Raw genomic sequence first — 12,577 nt, 5'->3', positions numbered from 1 at the left:
CAGATTGGTTCAGATCGACCAGCCGCCGTCGATATTATAGGCCTGTCCGGACGTATAGGTGGCGCCGGCGAGATAGACGGCGAGATCGGCGATTTCCTCCGGCGTGCCGAGCCGGCCCATCGGCTGGCGGGCGATGAAGGCGGCGCGGGCGGCTTCGTAGTCGCCTTGCGCGTGCATGCGGTCCTGCAGCGACGGGCTTTCGACCGTGCCCGGGCAAATGGCGTTGCAGCGTATGCCCTTGCTGACATAGTCGGCGGCAATTGCCTTGGTCAGGCCGATGACCGCGGCCTTGGTGACGCCATAGGCGAAGCGGTTCGGCACGCCTTTGCCGGCGCCGGCGACAGAAGACATGTTGATGATCGATCCATCGCCGCGCTCCAGCATGCCGGGCAGCACCGCCCTGATGGTGCGGATCATGGCACGGACATTGAGGTTGAAGGCGAAATCGAGATCGCCATCCTTCATCTCGAGGATCGAGCCGGAATGGACGAAACCGGCGCAGTTGAACAACACGTCGACGCGGCCGATCTCGGCGAAGGCGGCGTTGACGGCCTCGTCGTTCAGCACATCGAGCTTGCGGGTCTTGATCCCTGGCGTCTTGGCGAGTTCGGCGAGAAGCGTCTCGTTGATGTCGGTGGCATGGACGGTGGCCCCAGTCTTGGCGAAGGCCAGTGCACTCGCCTTGCCGATGCCTTGCGCCGCTGCCGTGATGACAACGACCTTGCCTGCCAGATCCGCCATGTTTTTCCTCGTCAGCTTGGGTCAACTGCCTTTATCGGCGGCCGGCGAAGGCGTCATGTGCCAGTCAGGCTCGATTGTGCGGCCTGTGTCGCAGCCAGTTCACTGATAAAGATGTTTTTTCTCGTTAAAGAACATGTGTCCGTGCGTCAAGCCCGAACACGATCACCTTCGCGGCGTCAGATGTAATGCATATCGCTTGCTCTGATGCAACGACATGTATGACAACCGGACAATCAGTCGCGCCGCCACACGGGTTCAGGCGTATTGCAGCAAAAATGGGCACATTGCTGGCAGTATCAATCAATCTCCGTAAGGCACCCAGACGTTCTTCACCTCGATGGCGCGGCGCAGGAAAGCGTCGCCGGCGGCTTCGTCGGACGCCCAGTCGAGGCCGCGGCCATTGCCGCTCCAGACACGCTTGAGATTGCCGATGGACTCGGCTTCCGCCTTGGCACAGGCCTCGGCATCGGCGAATATCCACAGCCCGTCGACATCGTCATGCTTGGCCAGCACACCGGCAAGCTCGGCCGTGCGGCCGGTGACTATGTTGATGGCGCCGGCCGGAACGTCGGAATATTCGATCACCTGGTAGAGATCGGTGGCAAGCAGGGGGTACCGTTCGGACGGCACCGCGACCACCGTGTTGCCCATGGCCAAGGCCGGCGCGATCAGCGAGATCAGGCCAAGCAGCGGCGAGGCGTCCGGCGCGACGATGCCGACGACGCCGACCGGCTCGTGCAGTGCCAGCGTCACGGCACGGGCCGGCGGCTGGTGCACGCGGCCCTCGAATTTGTCGGCAAGACCGGCATAGAGGAACAGCCGTTCGATGGTCTGGTCTACTTCTTCCCGCGCTGCCTTGGGCGTTGCGCCGGTCAGTTCTGTCAGGCGGGCGGCGAATTCACCGGCGCGGCCGGAAAGGTTCTCGGCCAGGTAATAAAGCACCTGGGAACGGTTGTAGGCGGTCGCCTCCGGCCACGCCTTGCAAGCGCGGGCGGCCGCAACGGCGTCACGGATATCCTTGCGGTTGCCAAGCCCGACTTCGCCGGCGAGCTTGCCCTTGGCGGTGGCAACCGCGAGCGAATAATTGCCGTCCGGCCGAACTTGCTTGCCGCCGATGAACAGTTTTGCCGTGCGGTCGATGGCGCCACCGTCCGATTGTTCGACCGGTTGCGCCGAAACCACCGCCGGCTTGATGATTGGGCCGAGCGGCAGCTTTGCCGAGAGATACTCGAACATGCCTTCGCGCCCGCCCTCGCGGCCGAAGCCGCTCTCGCGATAACCGCCAAAACCGCAGGCGGCATCGAACATGTTGGTGCCGTTGACCCAGACGACGCCGGCCTTCAATTGCGGCGCGACATGCAGAGCGAGGTTGATATTCTCGCTCCACACGCTCGCCGCAAGGCCGTAGCGCGTGTTGTTTGCAAGCTCGATCGCTTCTTCGGTGTTGCGGAAGGTCATGGTCGCCAGAACCGGTCCGAACACCTCTTCCTGCGCCAGGATATTAGCCGGCGAAACGCCGGTGGCGAGCGTCGGCAGATGGTAGTAGCCGGAGGATGGCAGCGCCGCATCCGGCTGCCAGCAGACGGCGCCCTGTTTCGCACCTTCGGCGACCAGGCCCTTGACCCGGTCTAGCTGGGTCAGATCGACCAGCGGGCCGATGTCGGTGTTCTTGTCGAGCGGACTGCCAATGCGCAACCGGCTCATCCGCGTCTTGACCTTGGCGATCAGGGCTTCGGCAATGCCTTCCTGCACCAAGAGCCGCGAGCCGGCGCAGCAGACCTGGCCCTGGTTGAACCAGATGCCGTCGACCAGACCTTCGACGGCGCTGTCGAGATCGGCGTCCTCGAAGACGATGAAGGCCGACTTGCCGCCGAGCTCCAGCGACAGTTTCTTGCCCGATCCTGCGGTGGCTTTCCGGATGATCTTCCCGACTTCCGAAGAACCGGTGAAGGCGATCTTCTGGATGCCGGGATGGTTGACGATGGCCGCACCCGCTTCCGGGCCACCTTGGACGATGTTGACGACACCCTTCGGCACGCCGGCGCGCTCGCAGATTTCGGCAAAGAGGATAGCGGTCAGCGGCGTGAACTCGGCCGGCTTCAGCACCACCGTGCAGCCGGCGGCCAGCGCCGGCGCGATCTTCCAGGCCAGCATCAGCAGCGGGAAATTCCACGGGATGATCTGGCCGACGACGCCGACACCCTTGTGCCCGGGAAAATCCTTGTCCAGCGCCTGCGCCCAGCCGGCATGATGGATAAAATGCCGGATCGCCAGCGGCACGTCGATGTCGCGGCTTTCGCGGATCGGCTTGCCGTTGTCGATCGATTCCAGCACCGCGAACAGGCGCTGGTGGCGCTGCATGGCGCGGCCGATCGCGTAGAGCACTTTGGCGCGTTGGTAGCCCGAGGACGCCGCCCACTTCGGCAGCGCCTTGGTGGCGGCCGCAACCGCCGCGTCGATGTCGGCGGCACTGGCGTCCGAGACCTTGGCCAGCAGCATGCCCGAAGACGGTTCGCTGGTCTCGAAAGTCTTGCCACCGGTCGCGGCTTTCCAGCTGCCGTCGATGAACAGCGCCTTGCCGAAATCGCGCGCGGCAAGCCACGCATCGGCCTCGTTGCGGGCTTCCGGCGCCGGGCCGTATTCCATGGCGTGATAGCGGTCGAGAATATTCATAGGGGTGCCTCCTTCACCCTCTCCCTTCGCGGGGAGGGTCGATCGGCCAGGCCGATCCGGTTGGGTGCTCAAGCCAATGCGTGGCGGTGGTTGGCCGAATAGTGCCCGGTCAGATGGTGCTCGAGCTGCCGCTCGATGTCGGTCAGCAGGCTCGACGCGCCGAAGCGGAACAGCTCTGGCTCCAGCCACGGCCGGCCGAGCTCTTCCTTCATCAGCACCAGCCAGTCGAGCGAGGCTTTGGCCGTGGAGATGCCGCCGGCCGGCTTGAAGCCGATGAGATAGCCGGTTTCCTCGAAATAGGCCCTGATGGCGCGCACCATGGCCAGCCCAACGGGCAGCGTCGCATTGACGCTTTCCTTGCCGGTCGAGGTCTTGATGAAGTCGGCGCCTGCCATCATCGCCACCATCGAGGCCAGCATGACGTTGCGCAAAGTGGCGAGGTCGCCGGTGCCGAGAATGACCTTCAGATGCGCGTCGCCGCAGGCGGCGCGCATCGAGACGATCTCGTTGTAGAGCTCCCGCCATTTGGCGCCGAATACCAGGCCGCGCGGAATGACGACGTCGATCTCGTCGGCGCCGTCGCGCACCGAAGCCTCGATCTCCTGCAGGCGGGTCGACAGGGGCGCCAGGCCATGCGGAAAGGCGGTGGAGACGGCGGCGACATGGATGCCGGTGCCGCGCACGGCGTCCACGGCGGTGGCGACGAAGGGATGATAGACGCAGACCGCGGCGGGCCGGATGGTTTCGCCTGCAATGCCGAGGCCCTCGACAATGTCGCGGCGGAACGGATTGATCGCCTTGGCGCAGAGCCGGCGCACGCGCTCCTCGGTGTCGTTGGAATTCAGCGTCGTCAAATCCATGCAGGCGACGGCGCGCAGCAGCCAGGCCGCCTGGTTGTCGGCCTTGATCGAGCGCCGCTTGGTCAGGCTGGCAACGCGCCTTTCCAGCGCCGAACGGTTGACGCTGCGCACCGATTCCATGAAGCCGAGATCGAGCTTCATGCCGGGATTGCGGGCAATGCGATGGTCCTGCTGCACCGGAGTGTTGGCGGCGGCGCGGGCCGGCAGCGGCGTCACCTTGGACGCGCTGGTGCCAGGCTCGGCTTCGCGGATCGTGTTGCTCATTTCCTGCCCTTTCTCGTTTAGGGCGATACTTACACGATCGTTTCGGTCGAGGCCACAAGCCTGTCCTGTCTGATGCCGGCCTCAAGCGTTGAGGCAGCCTATTCGGCCGCCAACTTGCGCCCGGGCGGGCCGATTTCAGCCTCCATAAGTTCGGGTTCACTGTCACCCTGCTCACGCTTGCGCAATGAGGTGAGCCAATGGGAAAGGTCGTCGAGGTAGAGATAGATCACCGGCGTGGTGAAAAGCGTCAGCGCCTGGCTGATGAGCAGTCCGCCGAACATGGTGTAGCCGAGCGGCTGACGGATCTCCGCGCCTGTGCCGTTCTCCAGCATCAGCGGCAGCGCGCCGAGCATCGAGACCATGGTGGTCATCATGATCGGCCGGAAGCGCAGCAGGCAGGCCTGGCGGATCGAGTCCAGGGAACTGAGGTTCTGGTCCCTTTCCGCCGCGATGGCGAAGTCGACCATCATGATACCGTTCTTCTTGACGATGCCGATGAGCAGGATGACGCCGATCAGGCCGATCAGGTTGAACTCCATATGGAAGACGAGCAGCGTGCCCAGCGCGCCAAGCCCGGCGGAGGGTAGGGTGGAGAGAATGGTCAGCGGGTGGACGTAGCTTTCATAGAGAATGCCGAGGATCAGATAGACCACGACCAGGGCGCCGAGGATGAGCACCGGCACCGAAGACAGCGACTGCTGGAAGGCCTGCGCCGTCCCCGTGTAATTGGTCTGGATGGTCGCCGGCAGCCGCATCTCGGCGGCGGCCCTGTCGATCGCGGCGGTGGCCTGTCCGAGCGCCACGTTAGGCGCCAGGTTGAAGCTGATCGTCACCGACGGGAACTGGCCTTCGTGGTTGATGACCAGCGGCTGCACCGGCTTCGTCGTCCATTTGGCGATGGCCGAGAGCGGCACTTGCGAACCGTTCGATGTCGTCAGATAGATCTGGTCGAGCGCCTTGAGGTCGCCGCGCTGCGACGGCAGCACCTCCAGGATCACGTCATAGGTCGAAAGCTGCGTGAAATATTGCGCGATCTGGCGCTGCCCGAAGGCATCGTTGAGCGTGTTGTCGACATCGTTCGCCGTTAGCCCATAGCGGGCGGCCTGGTCGCGATCGACCTGCAGCGTCAGCGTCGTGCCGGAGCTCATCTGGTCGGTCGAGACGTCCCGCAATTCGGGCAGACGCTGCAAGGCCGTCAACAGCTTGGGCGCCCAGTCGTCGAGCGTATCGAGGTCGCTGCTCTCCAGCACGTACTGATATTGCGACGCCGACAGCCTGGCGCCGACACGCACGTCCTGCGAGGCCTGCATGAACAGGCGCGCGCCCTGGACGGCCGAGAGCTTCGGCTGCAATCGCCGGATGATCTGGTCGGCCGAAACGTCGCGCTCGTCACGAGGCTTCAATTGGATGAACATGCGGCCGGTGTTCTGCGTGTTGCCATTGCCGCCCGTCGATGCCGCGAAATGCGCCACCGCCGGATCCTTGGAGACGATCCCGGCAAATTGCGCCATGTAGGACTGCATCTGGTTGGTGGAGACATCCTGACCGGCGATCATCTGGCCGAAAATCAGGCCGGTGTCCTGCTGCGGGAAGAAGCCGCTTGGAACGAGCGTGAAGAAATAGCCGGTCAGCCCCACGCAGGTCAGGAACACCAGCAGCGTGATGAAACGATGTCCAAGCGCCCGGTCGAGGCCACGCTCATAGGCGCGCAGCATGCCGTCGAAGACGCTTTCGCTCCACCGGTAGAGCCTGCCGTGATGTTCCTCGTTGGCGGGCTTGATGAAACGCGACGCCAGCATCGGGGTCAGCGTCAGCGAAACGCACGCCGAAACCAGAATGGTCATGGCCAGCGTCACCGCGAACTCCTTGAACAGGCGGCCGATAATGCCGCTCATCAGGAGCAGCGGGATCAGAACCGCCACCAGCGAAATCGAGATCGACATGATGGTGAAGCCGATCTCGCTGGCGCCGCGGATCGCGGCATCCATCGGTTTCTCGCCGTGCTCGATGTAGCGGACGATGTTTTCCAGCATGACGATGGCGTCGTCGACGACAAAGCCGATGGAGATCGTCAACGCCATCAGCGACAGATTGTCGATGCTGTAGCCGGCGGACCACATCAGGGCGCAGGCGCCAAGCAGCGCCAGCGGCACGGTGAAGGCCGGGATTGCGGTTGCCCAGACATTGCGCAGGAACAGGAAGATCACCATCACCACCATCCCGATGGTGAGCATCAGCGTGAACTGCACGTCCGCCACCGAGGCGCGGATGGTCTGGGTCCGGTCGGAAAGCACCTGCAGCTTCAGCGAAGCCGGCATCGAGGCGGTCAGCATGGGCAGCTCGGCCTTGATCTTGTCGACCGTGTCGATGATGTTGGCGCCGGGCTCCTTGAAGATGACGAGGACGACGCCGCGCGTCGTGTCGGTCCAGCCGGCCTGGGTGTAGTCCTGCGCGTCGAGGACGGCCCGGCCGACATCCTTGACCCGCACCGGCGCGCCGTCGCGATAGGCGATGATGGCGTTGTTCCAGTCATCGGCCGCGGTCATCTGGTCGTTGGAGAAGATGGTGAAGGAGCGCACTTGGCCCTGGATGTTGCCCTTGGGCAGGTCCACGGTGCCGATCGAGAGCGGGGTGCGCACCGCTTCCAGCGACAGGCCCCTTGCCGCGAGCTTGGCCGGATCGAGCTGGACCCGGATCGACGGCGTCTGCTGGCCGCCGACCAGCACCTGGCCGACGCCGTCGACATGGCTGATCACCTGCGCCAGCTTGGTGTACACGTCGTCGCTCAACGTCGTCAGGGGCAAGTCGGTCGAGCTCGCGCCAATCAGCATGATCGGCGAATCCGTCGGGTTGACCTCCCTGTAGGTGGGCGGATTGGGAAGGTTCTTCGGCAACTGTCCGCCGGCGGCATTGATGGCCGACTGCACCAGCCCGGCGGCCGATGCGATGTCGACATCGAGGGCGAATTGCAAGGTGATCTGGCTGGAACCGGACAGGCTGCTCGACGTCATTTCGGCAATGCCGGGGATCTGCGCGAACTGCGTCTCGAGCGGCTGTGTCACCGACGATGCGATGGTGATCGGGTCGGCGCCCGGCAGGCTGGTCGATACCTGGATCGTCGGGAAGTCGACGTTTGGCATCGCCGCGACCGGCAGGTTGAGGTAGGCGACCACGCCGACGAACAGCACGCCGATCATCAGCAGCGACGTGGCGACGGGATAGCGGATGAAAGGCGTGGAAACACCGATGGCTGCCATCAGCTTGCACCTCCGGCAGCGCCGTTCTGCGCCTGTCCGGCGCCGGGAGCCGTCGTGGCGTCGACGCTTGCGCCGTCAACCACCCGGTATTGGCCGGCAACCACGACACGCTGTCCCGCACCGAGGCCGTCGGTGACGACCGTTTCGCCGCCGTCCGAAGGACCGGTCTTGACGGTCTGACGACGGACCTTGCCGTCATCGCCGACGACATAGGCGAAGAGCCCGTCAGGGCCATGCTGGACAGCCTCGTCCGGCACCACGATCGCGCCTGCCATGGTGCCGACATGTATGCGTGTGTTGACGGACAAGCCCGGCCATAGCGCATTGTCCTGGTTGGCGAACGTCGCCTTGAGCGAAATCGTGCCGGAAGCCTGGTCGACCGCGTTCTGGATCGCCTCCAGCCTGCCGCTCGCCAGCACGGTTTTCATATCCGCGCCCAGCGTATCGATCGCAACCGGGCCAGAAGCGAAAACCTTGTTGATGGTCGAAACCTCGTCCTGCGGTTGCGTGAACGACACATAGATGGGCTGCAGCTGTACGACCGTGAAAAGCCCGGGGCTCTGACCGGCCTGCACGATGTTGCCCGGATCGATGGTGCGGAAGCTCGTCTTGCCGGTCAGCGGCGCCGTGATCTTGGTGAAATCGAGGTAGAGCTGCGCCGCCTCGATGGCGGCCTTGTCGCCCTCGATCGTGGCGGCGGCAGTCGTGACCACCGCTTGCTGGTTGTCGACATCCTGCTGGGTTTCGAAGGTCTTTTTCAGGAGCGTGGACAGGCGATCGAGAACGACCTGCGCATTCTTCAGCGTCGCTTCGTCCTCGGCCTGCTTGGCTTTCGCCTGGTCGAGCACCGCCTGATACGGGCGAGGGTCGATCTCGGCGAGCAGGTCACCCTGCTTGACCATCTGTCCCTGCTCGACAGGAACCTGGTTGACGACACCGGCGACGCGGCTGGAGATGCTGACGCTGTTCAGCGGCGTCACCGTGCCGAGCCCGTAGAGGTAAAGCGGGAAATCGGTCTTTTGCACGGTGGCCACGGTGACCGGGACCTTGGGCGCGGATTGGGTCGATTGGGTGGCTGCGCTTGCCACGCCGCCGGCGTGGTTGCGCCAAATCCCGTAGCCGCCGCTCAGGAGGAGGATTGTGGTCAATAGGACGATACGCCGAGAACGCATGGGTCGGTTTCGCCTGACTTGCTGTGGTGTGGAAATGGTCATGATGCCGTCCACCTGCGGGCAAGAATATCAAGCCTTTTCAGGATGGTTGGGGGTTAGGACCGACCGTGTCGATCACCGGAAGAGTAGTCCCGATGACCCAGCCCTGTCAGGTTACAAGTCGGTCATGTTGCGCCGCAGCATTCAAGGATGCGTGAGGCCGCCTTGAATGCACCATCGCAATAAAGTGACTTCTATGGTCCCTCTGAGCGAGGGTTCGACCGGCCATGGCTATGCCGGCCCGGTCGACGCGGCAGACGTCGTCGGTGCCGTTCCGGGGCAAATCTTGCCTGGCCCGAAATCAGATATGGCTGGTACGCGACGGGAGGCGCGCGCTTGCCGCATTTGCGGTTGGGATGGAGTGGCCCGAGCTATTGCAGCAGCCTATCCAGACTTGAGTATTCGCCTGGAAAGGCAGCTTGTTCTGGGCAGCAGGCCTCAGCCGACGAAAGCGCGCTCGACGACGAAAGTCGCGGGATGGCTGAGCGAGCCTTCCTGGAAGCCGAGACTTTCGGCGAGTTCCTTGACATCCTTGAGCATATGCATCGAGCCGCAGATCATGATGCGGTCGGTCTCGGGATTGAGCTTCTCGATGCCGAGGTCGGAATAGAATTTGCCGGAGCCAATCAGCGCGGTGATGCGGCCCATGCGGGCCGACTCTTCGCGGGTGGTCGAATTGTAGAGCGTGACGCGCCCGGCAGTCAGCTCGCCGATCAGCGGGTCGCTTTCAAGTGCTGCCACCAATTCCTGGCCATAGGTCAGCTCGGCATTGTCGCGGCAGGTATGGGTCAGGATCAGCTGGTCGAATTTCTCATAGGTGTCGGGGTCGCGCAGCAGGCTGGCGAAGGGCGCGATGCCGGTGCCGGTCGAGATCATGAACAGCCGCTTGGCCGGCGTCAGCGCGTCGACCACCAGCGTGCCGGTCGACTTCTGGCGCATGATGACGGTGTCGCCGACCTGGATCTTCTGCAGTTCCGAGGTCAGCGGGCCGTCCGGTACCTTGATCGAGAAGAATTCCAGCTCTTCGTCCCAGGCCGGGCTCGCCACCGAATAGGCGCGGAACACCGGCTTCTCGGCATTGGGCAGGCCGATCATGACGAACTCGCCGGAGCGGAAGCGCAGCGACTGCGGACGGGTGATGCGGAACGAGAACAGCCGGTCGGTGTAGTGCTTCACCGAGACGACGGTCTCGGCATAGACATTCGCCGGAATTGGAAACTGCAGCGGGCGGGCGCCGGCGGTGTTGAGAGCGGATGTGGTGTTCATCAAATCCAACTTTCTGGCCCAACAAGGGACGCGGGCGCCAAACTTTCACCTGCGCGCCCGGACCGTTCAGATCCCGGCGTGCCGTTCGCACACTCCAAAGCGGTAAGCTCTTGTGTCCGGAATTTATTAGTATACAAACGATATTTGCGTCAAGATGCTACCTTAAAACAGCTTTCCAAACTGACGCATATCCGTAGTCCCAGCATTTCGGGTTTCGACGATGAAAGAGAATTTTCCGGCGCAAGCGCGCGATTCCCGGGGAAATGTCGTTGCCGGCATCGATGTCGGCGGAACCTTCACCGACCTGCTTCTGATCGACGGCAAGGACGGCGGCAAGGTGCATATCGCCAAGACGCCGACGACGGTCGACAACCAGGCCTTCGGCGTGGTTTCAGCGCTTGGCGCCACCGGATTTGCCATCGACGGCATCGACCTCATCGTGCATGGCACGACCACCACCACCAATGCGGTGTTGGAGCGCCGGCTGGCCAGGACCGGCATGATCACCACGCGCGGTTTTCGCGACGTGATCGAGCTCGGCCGGCGCACACGGCCGCAACCCTATGGCATGACCGGCAGTTTCGTCCCGATCATCCCGCGCAATCTCAGGCTCGAAGTGTCGGAGCGCGTCGAGGCCTCCGGCGCGGTGCGCACGCCGCTCGATGAGGCCGGGATGCGCGAGGCGGTGAAGGCGCTGATCGCGGCCGGCTGCGAATCCCTCGTCATCCATTTCCTGCATTCCTACGCCAACCCCTTGCATGAGCGGCGCGCCGCCGAAATCGCCGCCGAGCTCTGGCCGAACGGCTACATCACCACAGGACACGCTTTGCTGTCGGAAGCGCGCGAATTCGAGCGCGGCGTCACCGCCTCCGTGAACGCTTCGGTGCAGCCGATCCTCGAACGCTATGTCGAGCGGCTTCGCAAGGAGCTGGCGGCCAAAGGTTATGCCCGCGACTTCCTGATCATGAACGGCAATGGCGGCATGATCTCGGCCCGCTTCGTCACACGTGAATCGGCCAAGACCGTCATGTCCGGCCCTGCCTCGGGCGTCATCGCCGCCGCCTATACCGGCAAGCGCGCCGGCTTCGAAAACCTCGTCACCTACGACATGGGCGGCACCTCGACCGACGTCGCATTGATCCGCAACGCCGAACCGGCGGTCTCCAACGAGATCGAGATCGAATATGCCATGCCGATCCATGTGCCGATGGTGGCGGTGCACACGGTCGGCGCCGGCGGCGGCTCGATCGCGCGCGTCGATGCCGCCGGCCTGATCCAGATCGGCCCGGAAAGTGCCGGCGCAAATCCCGGCCCGATCTGCTATGGCCGCGGCGGCCTGGAGCCGACCATCACCGACGCCAATCTGGTGCTTGGCCGGCTCGCGCCGAAGAAGCTGCTGGCCGTCGACAACCCGGTCACATCGGAGCGCGTCACCGGCATTTTCGAGGACAGGATAGGCAAGGCGACCGGCCTGTCCGGCGTCGAGGCGGCGGGCGCGGTTTTGCGGCTCGGCAACATGAAGATGGCCGGCGCCATCCGCATGGTTTCGGTGTCGCGCGGCCATGATCCGCGCGATTTCGCGCTGTTCGCCTTCGGCGGCGCCGGGCCGCTGCATGCCACTGCGCTGGCGCGCGAACTCGGCCTGCCGCGGGTGCTGGTGCCGGCGCGGCCCGGCATCACCAACGCGCTCGGCTGTGTCGTCGCCGACCTGCGCCATGACTTCGTCAACACCATCAACCAGCCTGTGGCTGTGCTCGATGAAACTCAGCTCCATGCGGTATTGGAACGGCACCGAAACGAAGGCGAGGAGCTGATCGGCAAGGAAGCGGTCAAGCCGGAGACGATCCGCGTCACCCACTCCGCCGACATGCAATTCCTCGGCCAAACCCATATCATCAACGTGCCGCTGCCGTCCTCGACGGTGGGTCGCAACGAACTGCAAGCGCTGTTCGAAAAGGCCTATTTCGCCCGCTTCAAGGTCGAGTTGCCGGAGATCCGCGCCAACCTCGTCAACCTCAACACTTCTGTCACCGGCGTGCGCCCCGCGATCGACCTGTCGCGGCTGATCGACCCGGCCGGGCGCGCCAAGACGCTCGAAGAAGCACGGCGCGAGGTCAGGCCGGTCTGGTATGCGGGCCAGTGGCACGACACGCCGGTCTACGCACGCGAAAAACTGCCGCTCGACGCGGTCATCGAAGGCCCGGCGATTCTCGAACAGATGGACGCCACCACCGTCCTCGAACCCGGCGACCGCGCAAGATCGGATGCCGACGGCAACATCATCATCGACATTGGCGAGGCCTGA

7 protein-coding genes are annotated in these 12,577 nt (G+C 64.0%); 1 reads left to right on the top strand and 6 read right to left on the bottom strand.

Annotated features, from left to right (window positions below; genetic code table 11):
- Nucleotides 1-9: 9 nt before the first annotated feature.
- The 6 genes from AC04SF_RS14255 to AC04SF_RS14230 all read right to left on the bottom strand — a co-directional run bounded on the left by AC04SF_RS14255 (nucleotide 10) and on the right by AC04SF_RS14230 (nucleotide 10,272).
- Nucleotides 10-741, bottom strand: a complete 732-nt coding sequence (locus tag AC04SF_RS14255; RefSeq protein WP_183464576.1) for an SDR family oxidoreductase — start codon at nucleotides 739-741, stop codon at nucleotides 10-12.
- 300 nt (nucleotides 742-1,041) lie between these two features.
- Nucleotides 1,042-3,414, bottom strand: coding sequence for an aldehyde dehydrogenase family protein (locus AC04SF_RS14250; RefSeq protein WP_488478318.1), 2,373 nt, complete (start codon nucleotides 3,412-3,414; stop codon nucleotides 1,042-1,044).
- Nucleotides 3,415-3,482: 68 nt separating this feature from the next.
- Nucleotides 3,483-4,538 (bottom strand): deoxyribose-phosphate aldolase, encoded by a 1,056-nt coding sequence (gene deoC / locus AC04SF_RS14245; protein WP_488478317.1) that lies wholly within the window; start codon nucleotides 4,536-4,538, stop codon nucleotides 3,483-3,485.
- 98 nt (nucleotides 4,539-4,636) lie between these two features.
- Nucleotides 4,637-7,795, bottom strand: coding sequence for an efflux RND transporter permease subunit (locus AC04SF_RS14240; RefSeq protein ID WP_488478316.1), 3,159 nt, complete (start codon nucleotides 7,793-7,795; stop codon nucleotides 4,637-4,639).
- Nucleotides 7,795-8,943, bottom strand: a complete 1,149-nt coding sequence (locus AC04SF_RS14235) for an efflux RND transporter periplasmic adaptor subunit (protein WP_488478315.1) — start codon at nucleotides 8,941-8,943, stop codon at nucleotides 7,795-7,797. Before AC04SF_RS14235 ends, AC04SF_RS14240 begins: the two co-directional genes overlap by 1 nt.
- 501 nt (nucleotides 8,944-9,444) lie before the next feature.
- Entirely contained in the window at nucleotides 9,445-10,272 is an 828-nt protein-coding gene (locus AC04SF_RS14230; protein ID WP_488478314.1) for a ferredoxin--NADP reductase, read from the bottom strand.
- 220 nt (nucleotides 10,273-10,492) lie between these two features.
- On the opposite strand from AC04SF_RS14230, the gene AC04SF_RS14225 reads away from it, so the two are divergent.
- Nucleotides 10,493-12,577 carry a hydantoinase/oxoprolinase family protein gene (locus AC04SF_RS14225; protein WP_488478313.1) on the top strand — a complete coding sequence of 695 codons (2,085 nt, stop codon included), beginning with the start codon at nucleotides 10,493-10,495 and terminating at the stop codon, nucleotides 12,575-12,577.

The organism is Mesorhizobium sp. CNPSo 4671 (assembly GCF_057784245.1).
The sequence above is the reverse complement of the archived record's forward strand: the minus strand, read 5'-3'. Positions and strand labels throughout refer to the sequence as shown.